Origin of the sequence: Gimesia aquarii (assembly GCF_007748175.1) — a bacterium.
In the GTDB taxonomy this organism is placed as follows: Bacteria; Planctomycetota; Planctomycetia; order Planctomycetales; family Planctomycetaceae; genus Gimesia; species Gimesia aquarii_A.
The window spans coordinates 1999640-2020104 of record NZ_CP037422.1; the positions used below are offsets into that span (position 1 = coordinate 1999640).

The 20465-nt window shown below is 43.7% G+C and carries 13 protein-coding genes; 6 read left to right on the forward strand and 7 right to left on the reverse strand.

All coding sequences use genetic code 11. The features are described from left to right. Window positions 1–4 precede the first annotated feature (4 nt). Window positions 5–526 carry an LPS assembly lipoprotein LptE gene (gene lptE, locus V202x_RS08050; protein ID WP_144981974.1) on the forward strand — a complete coding sequence of 174 codons (522 nt, stop codon included), beginning with the start codon at window positions 5–7 and terminating at the stop codon, window positions 524–526. A 229-nt stretch (window positions 527–755) separates the two neighbouring features. Then, window positions 756–1874 carry a PASTA domain-containing protein gene (locus V202x_RS08055; protein WP_145172837.1) on the forward strand — a complete coding sequence of 373 codons (1119 nt, stop codon included), beginning with the start codon at window positions 756–758 and terminating at the stop codon, window positions 1872–1874. Between the two features lie 58 nt (window positions 1875–1932). Here the strand turns inward: V202x_RS08055 and smpB are convergent, their stop codons facing one another. Then, complete coding sequence (gene smpB / locus V202x_RS08060; protein WP_145172839.1) at window positions 1933–2427, reverse strand: SsrA-binding protein SmpB; 495 nt, start codon at window positions 2425–2427, stop codon at window positions 1933–1935. A 153-nt stretch (window positions 2428–2580) separates the two neighbouring features. Further along, window positions 2581–3330, reverse strand: coding sequence for a hypothetical protein (locus V202x_RS08065; RefSeq protein ID WP_232098910.1), 750 nt, complete (start codon window positions 3328–3330; stop codon window positions 2581–2583). Between the two features lie 434 nt (window positions 3331–3764). Here V202x_RS08065 and V202x_RS08070 point away from each other — a divergent pair, with 434 nt between their 5' ends. From V202x_RS08070 to yegQ, 4 genes are all read left to right on the forward strand, one after another. Continuing rightward, window positions 3765–7067: a DUF1553 domain-containing protein gene (locus V202x_RS08070; protein WP_145172841.1), complete on the forward strand. Its 3303-nt coding sequence runs from the start codon at window positions 3765–3767 to the stop codon at window positions 7065–7067. Window positions 7068–7076: 9 nt separating this feature from the next. After that, window positions 7077–8543: a DUF1501 domain-containing protein gene (locus V202x_RS08075; protein ID WP_145172843.1), complete on the forward strand. Its 1467-nt coding sequence runs from the start codon at window positions 7077–7079 to the stop codon at window positions 8541–8543. 73 nt (window positions 8544–8616) lie between these two features. Next, complete coding sequence (locus V202x_RS08080) at window positions 8617–9546, forward strand: sialate O-acetylesterase (protein ID WP_145172845.1); 930 nt, start codon at window positions 8617–8619, stop codon at window positions 9544–9546. 71 nt (window positions 9547–9617) lie between these two features. Next, window positions 9618–10988, forward strand: a complete 1371-nt coding sequence (yegQ, locus tag V202x_RS08085) for a tRNA 5-hydroxyuridine modification protein YegQ (RefSeq protein ID WP_145172847.1) — start codon at window positions 9618–9620, stop codon at window positions 10986–10988. A gap of 6 nt (window positions 10989–10994) precedes the next feature. Here the strand turns inward: yegQ and V202x_RS08090 are convergent, their stop codons facing one another. The 5 genes from V202x_RS08090 to V202x_RS08110 form a co-directional block, all read right to left on the reverse strand. Next, window positions 10995–11657 carry a BON domain-containing protein gene (locus V202x_RS08090; RefSeq protein ID WP_145172849.1) on the reverse strand — a complete coding sequence of 221 codons (663 nt, stop codon included), beginning with the start codon at window positions 11655–11657 and terminating at the stop codon, window positions 10995–10997. Window positions 11658–11770: 113 nt separating this feature from the next. Further along, complete coding sequence (locus tag V202x_RS08095; protein WP_145172851.1) at window positions 11771–12646, reverse strand: hypothetical protein; 876 nt, start codon at window positions 12644–12646, stop codon at window positions 11771–11773. Between the two features lie 18 nt (window positions 12647–12664). Then, on the reverse strand, window positions 12665–16663 hold the full coding sequence (locus V202x_RS08100; protein ID WP_145172853.1) for a secretin N-terminal domain-containing protein: 3999 nt from the start codon (window positions 16661–16663) through the stop codon (window positions 12665–12667). Between the two features lie 302 nt (window positions 16664–16965). Then, complete coding sequence (locus V202x_RS08105) at window positions 16966–18864, reverse strand: putative Ig domain-containing protein (protein ID WP_145172855.1); 1899 nt, start codon at window positions 18862–18864, stop codon at window positions 16966–16968. Between the two features lie 69 nt (window positions 18865–18933). Further along, the gene (locus tag V202x_RS08110; RefSeq protein WP_145172857.1) at window positions 18934–20430 is read right to left on the reverse strand and encodes a hypothetical protein; all 1497 of its coding nucleotides are present in this window, start codon (window positions 20428–20430) and stop codon (window positions 18934–18936) included. Window positions 20431–20465 lie beyond the last annotated feature (35 nt).

Consider the following 20465-nt stretch of genomic DNA (forward strand, 5'->3'; position numbering starts at 1 on the left):
ATTTATGAAACGTTTTGTGCTCAATTTGTTGCTACTATCTCTGCTGTCAATCGATCTGACAGGCTGTGGGTATACAGTAGGCAATTCTTATCAGCCTGACGTACAAACGGTTTATGTACCAATTTTTGAAAATAAGACGTTTCGCCGAGGATTTGAATACCAGTTAACGGAAGCCGTTCAGCAAAAAATTCAGTCACGCACGCCATTTCGACTGGCAAAAGGGGCTGAAGCTGATACTCGACTTACGGGTACGATTAAACAAATTAACAAAAGTGTCTTAGGCACAACTCAATTTGATGATCCTCGCAATTTAAATTTACAATTTGTCGTTGAGGTAACCTGGGAAGATATGCGAAGTGGTAAAATTTTATCGCAGCAACAAGTTCCGATCACTGCTGATGTTGTATCATTGGTCTCGGCAGCCTCCTTTGCCCCGGAAGTGGGGCAATCTCTGGCTACGGCAACCAAGACTGCTACCGATAGTTTGGCCAATCAAATTGTTCAATTAATGGAAATGCCCTGGTAATTAGATTTACAAAAATGGATAGTCAGAAATTACGATAACTGCTACACTCCGACCGTATCTGGTCGCACATCATTTCAGAAATCACAGCTACGAAATTCACCCCCACACTTACTAGAAAACCTATCTTCTTCAATAGCACGGATTGCTAATAGATATCGGGCCACTCGCCAGTTTCACTGGCACGCCGATCAGTCAGACCGGCAATTCAGGGAAGGATTTGGATAACAAAATGAAGTCGAAACTTGTTTTACATCAAAGTGCTCTTATTTTTACCTGCTGTACTACATTGATTCTGTTACTGATGAACAATGAATTGTTGGCACAACGTAAACAACGTCCTAATCCAGCCAATGCCGTTCTTAAGATAGAACCATTACCGCCTGAACTGGAGCAAATTCTAAAAAAATGGGAAACCGAATCGAAGAAGATTCAAAAACTGCAAGGAAATCATATACGCCTATGGTATGACGACGTCTTTCAATTAGAAAAGAGATCCGAAGGCAAATTTTATTATGAGCACCCCGATAAAGGTGCGATCGAGATTACGGGGATGGAGATTAAAAAAGGCCAGGTCAGTGATAAACGCAATGAGAAAGGCAAACCTTTTCAATTGAAACCAGGGGAAGACGAGCGCTGGGTCTGTGATGGAAAACGTATCTTTTCAATTGATGAAGAAAAAAAAACGTATGAAGTCTTTCCTATTCCCCTCAATCGACGTGGTGCCAACATTATGGAAGGACCGTTGCCTTTTCTATTTGGAATGCCGGCAGAAACTGCCAAAAAACGATACTTTTTAAAACTTCTCGTGAATACGCCACAACAGATCATCATTGCTGTGAAACCCCGGCGGCCCGCTGATGCCGCCAACTACAGTGAAGCAAAAGTCTTACTCAACCCCAAGACTTATATACCGGGTGCGGTGCAACTGATTCACCCTGGTGGAAACCAGTCGACAGTTTATCGATTTAAGGATGTGGTCGCGAATAAAAATCGAGGATTCATTGAAGGTATATTAGGCAGAGACAATGATCCCTTTCGTCCCGACCTTGATGACTATCAACTGCAGGGCAAAGTCATCGCAGCGGCTGAAAACAAGAATGTTCAAAAGCCAGTTCAGCAAATGGCAGCATTTAAAGTGCCTTCTATGATTGGGAGGGACTACAAATCCGCACAAAAAATGTTGAAACAAATGGGATTTGACTCAAAGGTTCATCCAGGCCAACCAGCAAATGAAGCTAAGAAAATTTATCATGTCTATGAGCAACTGCCTAAACCAGGTAGTCCAGCACAAAAAGGGGACTTAATTCATCTCAGGCTATATACAGACCCGAAATCAGCCAATAAATAAGACATTTATGACAGTTTAGAGAAAGCGTTAAGGCCCTTTGAAAAACTTTCAGAGGGCCTTAATTATTACGGGCACGCATCGCACGTTGGATATCCATACGAGCTGAATCTTTTTTCAGTTTCTCACGTTTGTCATGCAGTTTGCGTCCTTTTGCGATTCCCAGCTTCACTTTGACTAAACCACGTGTGAAGTAAACCGTTAGTGGTATGAGCGTCAAACTGGTATGTTCGCCACGCTCTGCAAATTTCTTGATTTCGGCTTTTTTCATTAACAACTTGCGAGGCCGTCTGGTCTGGTGATTCATCGTATTGGCTTGTGGATACAGGGCAATATCACAATTGTATAACCAGACTTCACCATCTTTCATGCGAGCAAATGCTTCTTCAATCGAAATCTTGTTCGCGCGAATACTTTTGACTTCGCTACCTGCCAGAACAATTCCACAGTCAAGTGTATCCAGGATTTCATAGTTGTGGCGCGCCTTACGGTTCTGGCAAACAGTCCGCGAGTTGGGATCTTCTTTCGAAGCACTCTTTTTCCCTTTTTTACCCATAACTCAAAACCCTACGCACCTAAAATACACAAAGCAGACGATGACCCGTTGATTTCTATGAATGATAAACAGAAATTGCTTGCACTTAAAACAACGTTGCTTCAAGTCAAATGGCGACACATCGACTTGAGGAAAGGTTCGGTACCGAAACCGCTAGTGATTATCTGGTCGTACCTGAACCTGTAGCGCTCCCAGCATACGAGTGATTTGTTTTTCCTTACGGGAAATGAATGGGACGTTGTCAAGTACGATTGCCCGAGGCTGATTCCTGGGATGTAATACCAATCGACCTGATCGCAACAGAAGATACTCAAAAATATCGCTAATCTCTTTATCAATTTTCAAATTCGGTGCGGCAAATCGCTCCAGATCACTCAAGAAACCGTGGTGATGGAGCAATTCGTTCCCTTTCACTTCCCAGTAATCAAAACGAACACTGATCGCCACACCAATGAAAATCAAACCCAGTATGCTGGCAAACAGCCAATACATTTGGGAATTAGCCCAGGGCCGTAATCCTTTCAGAAGACCAGTAATCGTAGGAACGATATCAGGATTGAACCGTAACAGCATCCAAGCCCCCATAAAGAGCGCCGCTCCCAGAAAGAAAAGAGTCAACGAGGTGGTTCGTGGGAAATCGAAAGCAAGAACTGTCAGGTTTAAGCCGAAGACTCCCAGAAAGATCAGCGACATCACTTCGGCCATGTGCTCTCGATTGCCACCAATCTGCGCAGACTCACCAGCAATCGACATGAAAATCGCCACGACAACTGCAACAAGGAATGTGGGATAGAGAAATACAATTTTGGGATACGAAATTAAATAGATGCTGGAAGGAGGTGCATCTTCTTGTGAACGTTGATCTTTTTCCAAATCACCACCACTTTTGGAATCATCGGCCATGATCGAATCCCTTATCTGTAATCGCTGGTTCAATTAACTGCTTACAAAGCACAACATGGTCTCTCATAATGAATCTGCGTTATGTTAAACGCAATTGCCTCTCAATCGGATCATAAAACCAGCCATAACTTACGAAAATTCCAGTCTTTTGTCCTATCTGATCTAAATGGCAATGGTAGACGTGATCAAATAGGACTTCAAGGCTTACATTCGTCTGGAAAGTCATAGCCATTACTAAACTTAGTCTCAACGCTTGAGCCTACCAAATTACACCCTGATACCAATTGAAATCGTTACTAATTTTACTGACTAGCACAATTATGAGTGAAACTTGTCCTATTTTGTATAAAATATACAAAGAAAGATATATATAATATATAAAAATTAGAAGTACGGACTTACCACACTTTCAATTCGCTGGTACATATTTAGGTATGATACGATGGAATTCTAGAACAATTTGTTGCAGGTTTGTTTTTGGAACCTTGTTATGGGGCGTCTTCTCTCCGCAATACCTCACCGGAGCTGAAAACGTTGATTACCTCAAGGAGATCAAGCCGATCTTTGCAGAGAAGTGCTATGCCTGCCATAGTGCCCTCAAGCAGGAAGCAGAACTGCGTTTGGAAACACGTGAGCTTATGCTGAATGGGGGCGATAGCGGCGCAGTCCTTCACCCCAGCAAACCAGACCAGAGCCTGCTCTTACAACGTATCATGGCTCAAGAAGACGAGCAGATGCCGCCTCCTGAAGAAGGTTCCAGGCTCTCTGCGCATGAAATCGCCTTGATCAAAACCTGGATCGCACAGGGTGCCAAAACTCCTCAGGAAGAAATTCCCGGCAGACCTAAAGATCATTGGTCATTTCAGCGACCCGTTAAAACAAAAGTGCCTCAAACTCACTCTGGTCATAACTCTCAAAATCCAATTGATGCTTTCCTGGAACAACAACGGAAACAAAAAAAATTCATCACAGTAGCCCCAGCAGGCAAACGAGTGTTATTACGTCGTGTCTATCTCGATCTGATTGGGCTACCACCCACAGAAGATGAGATACATAATTTTGTGAACGACTCGCGCAACGATGCCTATGAAAAAGTCGTTCAAAAATTATTAGCGAGCCCACAATATGGTGAACGTTGGGGCCGACACTGGATGGATATCTGGAGATATACAGACTGGTATGGACTGGGAAAGCAATTGCGATACAGTCAAAAACATATCTGGCATTGGCGCGATTGGATCATTGAGTCATTAAATCGCGATAGCAGTTATGCAGAGATGGTTCAGGACATGCTCGCCGCGGATGAACTCAAGCCAACGGATCACCAGGCACTGCGTGCCACCGGCTTTCTGGCACGGCATTATTATTTATTCAATCGAACAACCTGGTTGGACAGTACTCTGGAACATACATCAAAGGCATTCCTGGGACTGACGATGAATTGTGCCAAATGCCATGATCATAAATATGATCCGCTAACCAACTTAGATTATTATCAGATGAGAGCCATTTTTGAACCATATCAGGTACGTCTCGACGCACTGCCCGGTGAAACTGATCTGGAAAAAAACGGCCTGCCTCGTGTTTTCGACGCGCACATTGATGCTAAGACCTATGTTCATATTCGTGGAAATGAAAAAGACCCTGATAAGACTCGCGAACTAAAGCCGGAGACTCCGGAGATCTTCACTTTCAATTCATTTCAAGTCACACCAGTCAACTTGCCGGCAGAAGCACATAATCCAGCATTACAGGATTTTGTTCTAAAGGATCAACTCAAGGCTGCGGAAGCAAAAATCTCTGTTGCGCAGAAAGCAGCACAGCAAGCAAAACAACAACTGGCAGAGTTAGAGAAGAACTCCAAAACGAAACCAGCTCAAAAGAAGTCTCAGGAAAAAGAAACACTCTTTCTCGCTGACGATTTTACTAAGGCCAATTCAAAACAATGGACCATGGGCCCCGGTCAATGGACCTTTCAAGATGGAAAACTCATTCAAACCAAAACGGGATATGGCCGAGCCTATCTGCGTTCGAAAGCCAATCATCCGCTGAACTTTAAAGCCAAATTGAAATTCAAGACCACTGGTGGTGATAAATGGCGTTCAGTCGGGCTGGCCTTTGATGTCAATGGTCAGCGGGAAAAGATGATCTATCTCAGCGCCGTTAAGCCAGACTCAAAGCTTCAGGTCTCATACAATGAAGGATCACGGTCTATTTATCCTGCAGAAGCACGGCATGGATGCGCTGTGAATCTGAACGAGCTTTATGAACTCGAAATTAAAGTGCGCGACCAACTGGTAAACGTTTCACTGAATGGAGAGCATGCCATTTCCTACAGGCTGCCGTTACAGAGGGAGTCTGGAAAAATTGACCTACTGACGTTTGACGCCTCTGCAGAATTCGAAAAGATCCATATCAGCTCACTTCTAGCCAATGAAAAATTAATCGATGGCAAAAATTCTAAAACACCATCATTAAAACTGGCGAAATCAAAATCGACAACTGCTAAGATTTCGTTGAGAGTCGCTCAGCTTTATAAAAAAAGTCTGATGGCTGCCTATGCCGCTGATAAAGCCCCCTATTCGAACCAATCAGAGGCTGACCAAACCAATTTGAGACGAGTTGCTGCTCTGGCCGCCAGAAAGTATGAGTTAGCTTTAGCCGAGCAAAAACTTGCTCAGACAGAGGAAAAAAGAGAGTCCACCACAGGCGAAGCAGCGAAAAAAATTGACAAAGAGCTCGCAACTGCCAAAAAACAACTCGAAACAGCAAAGCAAGCGGTTAATAAGCCGGGCGAAAAATATACGCCGGTCCGTGCTTCGCTTAAAGCACTTGAAGGCCCTGCGGAAAAGGAGGCATCCCGATTTCAACCTTATCCCACAACCAGCACTGGACGTCGCACGGCGTTTGCGCGCTGGATTACTGATCGCAAAAACCCGTTAACGGCAAGAGTCGCCGTGAACCATATTTGGCTAAGGCACTTTGGTCAGCCACTGGTAGAAGAGGTGACTGATTTTGGCCTGCGTTCCAAACAACCACTTCAGCATGAATTACTGGACTGGCTCGCGGTTGACTTCATGGAACACAACTGGAGCATGAAACATCTGCACAAATTGATGGTCACTTCACAGGCTTATCAACTTAGTAGTTCAACAATTGGCGCGGATCCCCGAACCCTGGAACAGGATCTAAAGAATCAATATTACTGGCGGCGAAATACCATACGGATGGAATCCGAAGTCATACGTGACAGTCTGCTTTACCTGGCTGGAGAACTCGATCTGGCTCGAGGAGGCCCGACCATCGATCCGGACAAAAACCCTGAAAGTAAGCGACGCAGTTTATATTTCACAACTTCACGAGATGCTCAGAATAAATTTCTCAGTATGTTTGATGCCGCTGATATTTTTGCATGCTATCGTCGAAATCAAAGTGTCATACCTCAACAGGCATTGGCACTAGCCAATAGCAAAGTCTCTCTGCAAATGGCTCGTAAAATTACAGAGCAAATTCAAACAAAGCATCCTGATATCAATAATCAGAAATTTATTAGGCTCGCCTACGAAAAAATTCTATGTGTAGAGCCAACCCCGCAGGAATCGGCTCTTTGCTTGAAAGCTTTGGCTGAAACAGAGTCGGTATTAAAATCAAATAAAAATCAGAATCCGACTTGGCGTTCGCGTGAAAATCTGGTTCATGCCTTACTCAACCATAACGATTTCATCACGATTCGATGAAGGTGCGTCATGAATAAACAGTATTCTCTTCAGAACTTCTCAGGTAAGCTTCCTCGTCGCAACTTCCTGACGAGCCTCAGTTCCGGTCTTGCTGGAATTTCGCTGGCTTCCTTATTACAAGAGGAAGATCAAGCCCGTGCATCCACGGCACATGTTCCACCCGATGGCAAAGCTCATTTTCCTCCCAAAGCGAAAAGCGTCATCTGGATGTTCATGCGCGGTGGCGTGAGTCATATGGAAAGTTTCGATCCGAAACCAATGCTCACCAAATACGCAGGGAAATCGATCAGTGAAACTCCCTGGAAAAGCGTTCAAGAATCTGAAAAACTGAAACGAGTACGTGTTGTTGTCGTCAACGATGCCAACGGGCAACAAAGAAATAAAGTTTATCCACTGCAGGTGGGTTACAAGAAATATGGTCAGAGTGGTATTGAGGTCAGCGACTGGTTCCCCCATATTGGCAGTTGTGTCGATGACATTTCTATCGTGCGCTCCATGTGGACCACAGACGACAACCATGGTGCACAGGTCCAATTCCACTCCGGCAGACATATGTTGGATGAGAGGGTACCAACCATTGGTGCCTGGATTAATTATGGTTTGGGATCACTGAATCAGAACCTGCCGCAATTCATCAACATGGGTCCCCGCTTTTTTGATGTGAGAGACGGACATTATTTAGGGCCTGCCTACGATTCGGTTCCCCTCAAAGTCGATCCGAAAAATCCGCTTCCCTATGCAAAGCCTGAACTTGATCTATCGAATGCAGAACAGAAGATTGAGTTCTCTCTTATCAATCAACTCAATCAGCTAAGCTCTATAAAATATCCGAATGATAGTACACTTCGAGCACGAATTAAGTCTTATGAGTTGGCATTCCGCATGCAATCGGCAGTCCCCGAAGTCATTCGGTTTGATCAGGAAACCAAAGAGACTCAGGAACTTTATGGGCTGAATGATCCTGCAACAAAACCATTTGGAATGCAGTTATTGGCTGCGCGACGATTTGTAGAGAAGGGCGTTCGTTTTGTCCAGATCATGCATGGGGGTGGTGCTGCCGGTGCCTGGGATTCGCATTCCAATCTGAAAACGAATCACTCCAAGCTGGCAAAGCAGGTCGATCAACCAGCGGCAGGGCTGATAAAAGACTTAAAACGCAGAGGTTTATTAAAAGATACGATTGTTGTGTTTGCAACGGAATTTGGACGAACACCTGGTTCACAAGGCAGTAACGGCCGTGACCATCATCCATATGGTTTTTCAATCTGGATGGCCGGTGGTGGAATCAAGGGTGGTGTCGCGCATGGCACAACGGATGAACTTGGGTTCCATGCCGAAGAGCATCCGCATTATGTGACTGACGTGCATGCCACGCTGATGAAACAGTTGGGACTGAATGCCCGCCGTCTCGAAGTGCCTGGCCACAAACGCATTGAAATGGATTTCGGTCACTCTATCGACGAAATCATCGCATAGCTTGTATAATAGATTACTTGCGAGGTCGAATCGCAAGTAATCTATTTTTTACAAATTGTGTGAAAGGTTTCCTATGTGTCGTTTTGCATGCGTTGCATTAATGCTGATCCATATTCAATTCTTCTGTAGTACTAACACTGCTTCCAGCAAAACATATCATGTGTATTTTCTCGGTGGCCAATCTAATATGGATGGCTACGGTTATACCAAAGATCTTCCGGCCGATCTCAAACAACCGATTCCCGACGTTATGATCTTTCATGCAAATCCAAGCCCGGACGGTGTTGCCGTTGATGGTCGCGGTATCTGGTCTCAGCTCAAACCCGGTCACGGTGCTGGATTCAAATCAGATGGGAAGGCCAATGTTTATTCAAATCGGTTTGGAGCTGAGCTGACGTTTGCGAAAACACTGAAAGAACTCGCTCCAAATCAAAATGTTGCTTTGATCAAAATTTCGCGTGGTGGAACTTCTCTTGCTATCGAGGCGGCTGGCAACTTTGGTTGCTGGGACCCGGATTATGAAAAGGGAACGGGAGAAGGTAAGGGGATCAATCAATACGACCATTTTCTCGCAGGTATGAAACGCGCACTACAAACGCGGGACATTGATCAGGATGGTGAAAGCGATACCCTGGTTCCCGCTGGTATTGTCTGGATGCAAGGCGAAAGCGATGCCGTTTACGCTGAAGAAATCGCGCGAGCGTATGAGGCCAACCTGAAGCGACTGATGGACTTAATTCGCGCTACCATGTACGCGGATGATCTCCCTGTGGTCATAGGACGCATTTCCGACTCAGGAAATCATCCCGATGGAAAAGTCTGGAAACATGGTGAGATCGTACGAGCCGCACAAGCCTCGTTTGTCAAAAAAGACAAACGTGCAGCACTTGTAACCAGTACTGATGATTATGGTTATTCAGATCGTTGGCACTATAATTCTGTGGGTTATCTGGATTTAGGAAAGAAATTTGCCCAGGCCCTATGGAATCTCCCTCAGGAATAATACTATCCTGTTTTGAGTGATTCGCATTTTACAATCTGTTTTTCGATAGAAATTGTGATTTAGGTATCAATATGAAACCGGAACTTCTCTCCCCCGCTGGGACGCGTAAGGCAATGCAATATGCCTACGCATTTGGTGCTGACGCCGTTTATGCCGGGCAGCCTCGTTACAGTCTGCGTGTTCGAGAAAATGAATTCAATAAACTGGAAGTCATGGCAGAAGCCGTTGAAGAAGCACATAAACTGGGTAAGAAATTCTATATTGCGAGTAACATTGCACCTCACAATCTGAAAGTGCGTAGTTATCTCAAAAACATGGAACCGGTTATCGATATGAAACCGGATGCCCTGATCATGTCTGACCCCGGGTTAATCATGATGGTACGAGAACGTTGGCCAGAAGTTCCCATCCATTTATCAGTTCAGGCGAATGCCGTCAATTATGCCACTGTTAAGTTTTGGCAGAACTTTGGTCTGACTCGCGTCATCCTTTCTCGCGAGCTATCAATCAAAGAAGTTGCTGAGATTCAGGAAGAATGTCCTGACATGGAACTGGAAGTCTTCGTGCACGGTGCACTTTGTATCGCGTATTCAGGGCGCTGTCTACTTTCCGGTTACATGAATCATCGTGATTCAAATCAGGGAAACTGCACAAACGCCTGTCGCTGGGACTATAAAGTGAATGAAGCGGTCCAGACCATGGAAGGTGATATTGTGCTAAAAAATCCTCCCCCTCCCCAAAGTCAGCAGCAACTTCCCATCGTGGATCAGGTATTTTTGTTGGAAGAACCACAACGCCCCGGCGAATACATGCCTGCTTACGAAGACGAACATGGTACCTACATCATGAACTCGAAAGACTTGCGTGCGGTACAGCATGTCAAGACTTTTAGTGATATGGGAATCAGTTCGCTGAAAATTGAAGGACGCACAAAATCATTCTTTTATGCTGCTAGAACCGCACAGGTTTATCGCAAAGCCATCGACGATGCCGCCGCGGGTGTTGAGTTCAATGAGAATTTGTTGGAAATGCTCGACAGTCTTTCCAATCGTGGTTATACCGAAGGCTTTTTCCAAAGACATGCTTCAGAAAGTATGCAAAATTATGAGCATGGTCGTTCGGTCGCTAACAAACAACAATTTGTCGGCGATATTATTGACCGTGAGGAAGATGGTCTGATTATCGATGTCAAAAACAAGTTTGGACTCAACGATGAACTTGAGTTGATGACGCCCTCTGGAAATACGGTCTTTGAATTGAGAACATTATTAAATCAAAAAACCGAATCGATTGATGTCGCTCCTGGTAGCGGTCATATCGTGAAAATCCCGTTTGCTGAAAATCAGCTTGAAGAAAGTGCGGGACAATTAAGCGCACATGATCAACGGTTTGCGTTATTAATGAAATCAGTGCAGACACCGGCCACAACAAGCCTTGTTTAATACAAACTATTTTTTGGCAGCAACCGTTAATTCATTTTTTACCTTACGAACACCTGGCTCCAACATAGCCAGGAACTCCACCAGTTTTTTGGCACTTGCTGATTCGACTTGACCACGTAGTGTGACACTCCGATCAGCGTTCAACTGGAACTGCACATCTCGAAACCGTTCGTTTCGTTCTTTGATTCGACCAAAGGACTGATCCATTGATGTTTTCATATTACTTAGCGGGAGAGGAGCAGACTTAAATGCCACTCTCATCTGTGGACGAAATGCAGGCGCTTTTATTGCATTCTGACCTGTATTAAACTGATTTCGACCATTTTGAAATCCGCTCGTGTTTGCCCGGTTAAAGTTGCGATTCTGCCCAACAGTATTGGCCGTATTTTGTGCATTTGTACGTCCAATAAATGAGTTTTGCGCTGCATCGGATCGACCGATGAAGGAATTTTGAGGAGTCACTGTTTGCGCGTTACCAAAAGTAGAAAGCCCTAATTGGGAATCACCAAAGGCACTATTCCTGGAACCCGTATTCCCAAAACTCGTTCCTGCATTACCCGAGGCATTATTTGACAAAGATTGTACCTGAGCCTGACATCGCTCGGAGAGACCAAAAAGCAACAAGGCACAAACTATGACGTTCATTGTATTTATGAGAACAAAACGCATCGTGTTTCTCCTGAAACAGAAGCAAACGCAAAACCAGCTTGAATAAACGTTAATTATAACATCGACTTTTTACTGTGGAAGTAAATAACCTGTTTTCTGATTAGAGAATCATGTTATTCCACAGAACCACTTAATCGAAACTTACGATAACTGGTCGAATTTGCGGGAATAGATTCATTCTCAGAATTCCTAAATCGTTCCGTTGATTGTTGCCTTTGGTCATCCAATAAACGAGCCATTTGATTTTCCAATTGGCGAATTCGTTCATCGCGTTCATCTAAAACAGGCGTCAACGATTCTGCTTTCGTTTGCTGAATTCGTTCTTGTCGCTGTTCAGAATCATTAAATTTAATTTGTTTATGCTCCCGAGATAGCTCTAGACGCTTTCCTGTTTCTCGTCTTGCTAAAGTATCGACTTCGATCTGACCTTTTGCTTCGAAGTGCTGTTGGTTCTGTGTTAGAGACGTTTGCCTTGTTTCAGGAGTTGTTCCTTCCAGTTTCACTGAAACCATTCGCGAATAGACATCAGAAACTCTTTGCTGGGTCAGTTGAACGCGCAAGGCACATTCCGCTTGAATCCGACCTTTTCGAACATACGGTATGAAAACCTGATAGCCAGGACCTAAAGTCGATTCAACCGCGTGAGCCTGCCATGCTCCTGAATCAAATTTGTATTGATGAATTGGTTTTGTTTGACCTTCCAGATCACCCTGGTCATCGAATAGATGAATCATCACCTCGCCCTTCACGTAAACAGGCGAGGGGTTATTATGCTGGAAAAACAATAACTGGCCAGCAAATCCTCGGGTTGGCATTCCATCAACCCCTTTTCCTTCAGCCGGTTCCCAGAGTGCTACAATTTCATAGACCGGTTTTTTGGGTGTCGCAAACTGATGTTTCATTTTCCAATCCCAACTGGTCAGATCGATGCTTGCGCATCCCGTAACGAGTGTTGAAAGAAATAAAATCATCAAATATCGAAAAGGCATGATTAAATAGTCCATTTATTAATCTCGCCCCCAATAAGGAAAACGCCTTTGTTTTACCGGCTTCTTTTTAGATCGTTTTGTTAAAGCCTCTGTTTCATAACCGATTTGCTGGATCTCTCCACTGCTTTCATTTTCGATCATTTCAGATGAATTCAAATTGGATTGAGGCATCTCAGCTGGCGGTATCGGTTCTAAGAGCCCGTCTCCATCAGGGATGAACTCTGGTTCTCCCGGAGGTACAGCAAAAATAGGTCCATGCATTTCTTCCGCTTTTTCTTCCATCAGGTGAATGCGCTCTGCTTCGACCTGCTTAATGAATTCGGAATCAGCATCATTTTGAATGATGCGTGGAGTCAGGAACACCAATAACTCTTTACGTCTGGTTGAGGATGAGTCATAGCGAAAGGGGATGCCTAAAAAAGGAATATCACCCAACCAAGGGACTTTGCGTTCAATAGTAGTATCAGATTCGGTAATCATTCCACCTAAAACTACAGTTTGACCATTGGGAACGCTGACCGTCGTCTGGACTTGTGTAATGTTCTTAATCGGAGATTCAACAACATTTCCAGTGGTTGCATCCGTAAAGATGGGAACGCTTTGTCCATCAAAATCGCTTTTCTCAGCTATGGTTTCCATGACAATATTACCATCAGGGCTAATCCGTGGTGTCACTGCCAGAATAATTCCTGCTTCATCTTGTTCGATGACAGGGTTTGCTGAACCTACACTGGAAACCGTGACGCCGTTCACCACCGGAACAATTTGTCCCACCTGTATTTGGGCGGTGACATTATCGACCGTTCGAATTTGAGGACGGCTCAATATGTGCACATTCCGTTTGGCAGCTAATGCCCGAATTAAGACACTGACAGACTCAGAACTAGCAGAAAGCACCAGTCCACCAAAGCCAAGATCATCATTACCGCGCTGTAATGAAAAGTTACTCAATGCCTGACCGGCCGTATTTCCAACGTTATTAGAATTATTGGTTCCCAGTGGGTTAATACTATTAAACAGAAAGCCGGGCGTTGCCTCTTGGGAAACAATTGTTTGGTTGGTTTGAGTGACGTTATTTTGTCCGGTGACGGTTTGCTGTACCGTCAGAATGTTGTCGATGATACTTCGATTAAAGAGCAATGAATCCTGAATTCCCAACTCAACTCCAAACTCGTCATCGTTATCCAATTCGACTTCAACAATCAAAGCCTGAATGATGACTTGCGGAGCTTCCTTATCCAATTCTTTGACGAGATTGGATATTTCAGCAAAATAGCGAGGCGTGGCACTGATAATTAAATTATTGTTTATCGGTTCAGGAACGACAATGATTTCGCGTTCCAGCAACTCAAAACTACTGATCAGATCAGGGTCCTGAGCAATAAGTGAACGTTGAGTGTCAAGAAATTCATTAATGGCTACAGCCACATCCGCGACCGGAGTGTTTTTCAATTGAATCACTGTAGTTTCACGTTTTCGGCTATCTGCACCATCCAATTTTAACAGGATGGCTTCGACAATCTGTAATGCATCAGCTCCGCCTTGCGCGACAACTGAATTGGTTCGTCGATCTACCGTAAATTTCAAGGGTACTAAGTTACTGTTGGTATCATCAATACCCGCAATTTGAATTCCTAAATCAGTTTGTTGATTCTCGACGGAAAAAGTAGACTGTAGCAAAGTCACCATCAAGTCTGCGTCAGCGTTTTTCAATGTAAAAACTTTTAATTCCGCAACCGTCGAGACACGTTGATCAAATTGATTGATTAAAGCTTCTACCAACTCCAGACTGTCTTTAGGAGCAGTAACAACCAGTGTGTTTGCACGCGGATCGGCAATGACTCGAATGTCTGCTAATAATCCTGATCGCAAGACCTGGCTTTGAGATCCATCGTGTGTCAAAAACTCCAGGACAACTGAGCGTGCTTCCTGTAATTGTTGGGCTGTTTCACCCCCCGCGCCTCCAAAATTAGCTCCGGAACCTGCTGTTCGAGCTGCTGCCGGGTTAAGCACACTTTGTAATGTTGAGTTCAGAGTTTCAGCTAAATCCTCTGCAATCGCATTCTTTAGAGGAAATATTTTGACACGGCTGATTGCCTTGGATTGATCCTGGTCAATCTTCTGAATCAGCGCCGCGACCTCCTGCATATCTCTTGGCTGGGCTTGAACGATGATCGAATTGGTTCGTATATTGGGAGAAACAATAATGCGAGTTCCCAACCCACCTCGTTCATCGTAAAACTCACGTAATGTTGTAGAGACTTGAGTGGCACTGGCACTTTTCAAATGAAACACACCAAATTCGGTGAGTGGGTTCACGGGCTGATCCAGTTCCTCTGCCAGCTTAAGAATCGAAGGCATATCTGTATCAGGTGCTAGAATCAATAATGCGTTGGGCTTTCCCAGAGGAATGAATTTGATTTTTTGAGTCTGCCCTTGAATAGCTCGTAAGTTAACAAGCTCTTCATACACGCCATTCAAAAGATCAGCCAGTGCAGTCGAATTGACATGACGCAGATTTAATAAATGGATGTCAGGACGGGTACCTGCACTTAATTCTTCCAACTCTTTGATGATCTTCATCAGTGCTTCAACATCTTCATCTTTACCGCGTAAGATCAGAACTCCGAGATCTGGGACAGACTCGATATTCACATTGCCCTTTAGATCTTGCAATAATTCCGGAAGCGCTTGCTGTTTTTGAGCTTGATCCGGTTTCTCTGCTGGACCGGGTGGTACTGGATCTTGACTTGTGTTCTCAGGCTGTTTTTCGTCAAAACTGATTTGATCTATACGCTGTCTTAATTGATTGAAACTTCGATTACGTAAGTGCGGTGGTGTTTTAGGAGCACTATTTTGAGATAAGCTCAAATGCGAACCTGTTTTAACTGTACTTGCTTTCAATTGCTCATGCAGGGTTTGAGCAACTCTACCAATTTTCATCGTACCTGATACAAGCTGAATTGACTCTGCATAACCTTTGGCAGCTTGATCAAGTCTCATGACAGTTGATCTTAATGAATTCGCTTTGGAACTAGCGCATTCAAAAACCAATGCATTGTTTTCTTTATCGAGTCCTATACGAAAATCAATATGTGAATCAACTGGGTTCTCTAAATCAGTTGATTCATCCTTGAGTACCTTTTGAGTTCCATTCATAAAAACTACGATTCCGGGGAAACCACCTGGACCCTCTCCCTGCAGTTCAGCACGTGTTTCTAAGGCATGATAGAACTGTCTGAGAATTTCTGTACTACTCAACGTACTTGGACGAACTGAAAACAGAGTTTTCCTCAGTTTCGATTGAGATTTTGGAAGTTTTTGTGCACTTTCTTCAAAAGTCGCTGGTACATCTGGCTGAGTGATGCGTGATTCAGACGCCTTAGTTTGTTTCTGGTAGTTTACCTGTTGAACTCCATGATTCTTTCTTTCGGTATTTATTTTCGATTTACCGTTTTGGATGGTCGGGGGAATATACTTTGCCTTGGTCTGTCGAAGATCGAGAACGACTAGAAATTTGTCTTTTTGAAGCAACCGAAATCCCTTAGGTTCGAGTTCTCGATTTAAGATTTGTAAAGTTTGATCAAAGGAATGCAGTCGTTTATCTCGACGCGAAAAAAAACCTTTCGGTACAACATCCATTACCAATGTCAGTTCATTTTGCTCTGCAACTTGCTCTAATACTTTCTTCCACGTCGATTGGACATAGTTTAAAGAAATTTCTGCAGGCGCTTTACCTGGTCGATGTTCGTTCTGGGAAAAGCTTCGCTCATAGTCATCTGAAACAGCTTTAGTTTCCTTCGTCTTTGTAGAGGATGGCTTTCGGAAGCGATTCCAAAACGAGGGCTTTGAGTCGGCGTAAACAGAAACCGAAGGCCCGCAAAGAACGAGCAGTGCTAACAGGCAACGTAAATGCCTGGAACAATTTCTGATTAATCGTATGAATAAAAACAACGTTTCACCCCATTGATACCATAAGCCGACTTCAGGAATTCTGATCAAGGAATGTAGACGCATCTCAAGCGAGATCGTCCCTGAAAGAATCCCTACAATCGTTAATATCGGAAAAGTTTGACTATTTTATTGAACAAAGGTGTTTATATTTGGAAAGAAAATCAGAGTTTTTTAGGGCTCGGCGATTAACATAACTTCATATATAGTAATGATATGCGCATAAATACTTCCGCCCGTACATGTCAGTGATGTCGGTTTACGAATCGCAGAATTGATGCCTGAGAATATAGCGAGCTAAGAATAGGAAAAATGGAGAGGAAAGGTATGAGAAGTAACCATCTCTTTCGAGTTTACAAGAGGAGAGGCTAATTCAACACAGGAACTGAGGACAGGTTTCGCAATGTTCTGAAATTTTCTCCCAGTGAGAGCACCCACGGTTTGCCATCGATCTCCAGAATGAGATATTTATCTGAAATAGACTTCACGATGGCGCGGATCTCCGAAACATTAATGGTGTCTCCCGCTTGAACTTCCTGCTTCTGGTTCGTTGCCCGATTTCTTAGCCAGGCAATTTTCTTTCCATCAACGTTGATACTACCCGTTAAGAACGTAAAAAATGCGTCGTCTAGTAGAACCTTGACAGTAATATTCTCAGTTGAAGAAACAGGAGGCGTCCCCGAATCTGAAACTTTTACGGTAATCACGTAGTCTTTTAACTCAGCCGAAGCAGCAGGAGTCCAGGTGAGTTCCCCTGTCTCTAAGTTGAGCTTCACACCCTCAGGAGCTTCTGATGCTAACTCGAATTTGAGCTTTTGTGGCGGAAGATCGACATCACTGGCTTTCACGAATAGTGAGAGAGGCTGTGTCTGGTATGCAACCACAGATTTGATGGCTTCAATTTTTGGTGGCGTATTTTTTTCAAGTAGCTCGATTTGGAACACTTTTTCTTGAGTTTGATCTCCCTGAACTGCAGCGATTGTTATGGGATAAACGCCTGCTTTTTGCTCTTTAGCAGGGGACCACTTTAACTTATCCGATTTCATTACCAACCCTGGTAATTTCTCTTTGACAGATAACACAGGAGCATTGATTGAAGGATTGATACCTACTATAGGAATTTTTAACTCAAGAATATTACCTCTGACAATCGTCTGTTTGGGAATCTCTTTCAGTTCCAGCTTATAAACTTTATCTGGAACAGGCTTCGCAAATGGATTTGAGGGTGCAACCAAACCATAATCAAAAACCGCCTGTAAATATTGAGGCGCTTGCATGACAACTTCCCCTTTGGAGTGAGCAGTGGGTTTTGTATCAAGGACTCCACGTTGAACAGCCCATTCTCCATTGGTCTGATTGATAACATTTAAGATTTCGTTATTGATCTTGATGAGAAATCGTTGCCCTTTGGGAAAATGTTTTGAACTAAGAACTTTAATCAGTTCTGTATCCTGAGTAATCGACTGTTGCAATTTTGTGTTTCCCTCAGAATATTGACTGAGAGGTGATAGCTCAAAAGGTGTACCAGCATCATAGCGAGCAGGGACTGTCGAATTAGCACCTCTCACAATAGTCCAGGTATCCTCTGAGATTTCAGTTACAGTGAGAAATTCCTGGTTGATACGAATTCGAAAAGGAGTCTGACTGGGGAAATCAATGACGTCTTGAACCTTCATTTTAGTCCCATCAAAGTTCAGAATAGCAGCTACTTTTGCACGTGGAAATAATTGCTCACGGGGTTTTGCCTTTGTCAAAGCCAGACCTTCTGCTGTTATTTTCACTTCGAGTGGATCAGACTTACCAGTACCGGTACTCTTTAATTCCAAGCGAACAATATTTTGTAATAGATCGGTTTGGTAGAAATGCAGCAGAAAGTGACATAACTGCTGGTAAGTGGCGGTCCCTTCTAAAGAAACCTGGACGGCAATATAAGTTTTGCCTTCACGGATTCGACGACCAGGTGACAATTTCAAATCTGATATTCCTGAAAGTTCTGCCAGATCATTTAACCATTCCAGATAGAGCCTTTGTGCATCGTGTTCGTCCGGCGGAAGACTGTGTTCAACCCAGGTTCCCAGTTGTTTGGCTGAACGAAGGAGTTCCAGTTCTTGCTGTTCTTTCTGATCAATGGAATTATTGATCACATTCAGTTGATTCTCTCGAGACTCAATTGGTTCGATAAAAGTGCTATGTAGAATTGGCATTCCCAACCAGAAGACAATCACAGCTCCAAAAATCAATGCCAGTATTTTTTCTCGTTTTTGCATCGTTCACACACTCAACTCAATGAAACAAATTCGCATTTGATTTACGATTCCCGACATAATTCTTCCCAATCAACTTTTATTCACCTTCTCAGGCTTAGATTTCTGCTGAGTATTGACTTGAGGAGGAAGCCGTTCTGCGTCGATCTCAAAAGGAACGGGGTACTCAGAATCGAAGGTACTGTTACTACTTCGCTTAGGGTGAACTCGATAATTATCATTTGATAATTCGCGATTGAGGTCTCTCACATCCAGATCATCTTTCGCATGACCAGTCGCTCTCAGGCGACTGATCGATTGACCGGCCGAACGATTCAGACTCATATCACTTAGATAGAGTCGATCTGTGCCAGGTAGTACGGTATCTAATTCATTCAATACTTTTAATGATTTGGAATTTGAGTGTTGCCAGTTTTCGATGAGTGCGACTGACTCTAAAGTTGGCTTCCCTCGTTTGAGCAATTCATTTAAACCATTCTGGATATTCTGGCGTTCCACTATTTGTTCATCCAGATCAGAAACACGACGCTGTGTTAAAAATAAAGCCGTCATAAATATTAATACCACACCGGCGACTCCTAAACCGATCTGTAGTTTACGACGATCTGGCTTCACTTCTGCCTTATGAGGATTCAGAAAGTCAACAACTTCCATACTCTTTTTTGCCTGGGAATATAACATCCCCATTGGTCCGGCCAGAACTCCCGGATACTTAAGAGGGGGAGAGTCACTGAATGTAGACTCTGCACTTAGTGACGGATCTATAAATTCAACAGCACAACGAAATCGGTTACTTAACTTTTTAGAAAAAGATTGCTGTGCCTGCTGTTCGCCAATCAATATGATCTGTTTTGTTTTCTGTCCGGCAAGTTGTGAACTACTGGCTAAAAGAAAACGGTTGACCTCTGTGATCATCGACTGTTCTGTCACATCGCGATCTGCAGATGTCATCGATGTTGAGTTGGTAAATAATAGTTGTTGATCATTGACCAATGACATTTCCAGATGATGGTCTACCTGATTCACAATTAAGGTGGGATCAGACATCTTATCGAAGGTACCAACATGTGCGATCCATTCGGCAACAGAGATCGCACTGACTCCCGTCGAAATGACATCCATACCTATCGACTGGAACGTATTCACTGCCTGATCGTGCAGTTCTCTGACAATACTGGCAACCAATACATCACGCGCCTCTTTTCCTTCACGGATAGGCAGCAACAAGTGGTCGAGTAATAATTGACCGAGAGGAACCGAAGATTTCGTTGCCGCCTGAAACCGAACGATTTCAGGCACTTCTTCTATAGGAACATCAGGTATTTCCAATACACGAATCGTAGTGTCATGACGGGGAAAAGAAATCAGTACGTTTTTTACCGAAATATTTAACCGCGAAAATTCATTCTTCAACCAACTGCCAGCTGAAATCGGATCCTGAGTGGGGTTCAACTCATCAGGCCAAACGATATGAAATGATCGTTTTATAGAAACAGCTGAACCACTGACAGTTGCTTCGATACCTGTGAGTTCTGATTTTTCCCAGTTAAGTGCTAGATAGTCTGCCATTATTTACTTTTCAAAATTTCAGTTTCGAAATCGTC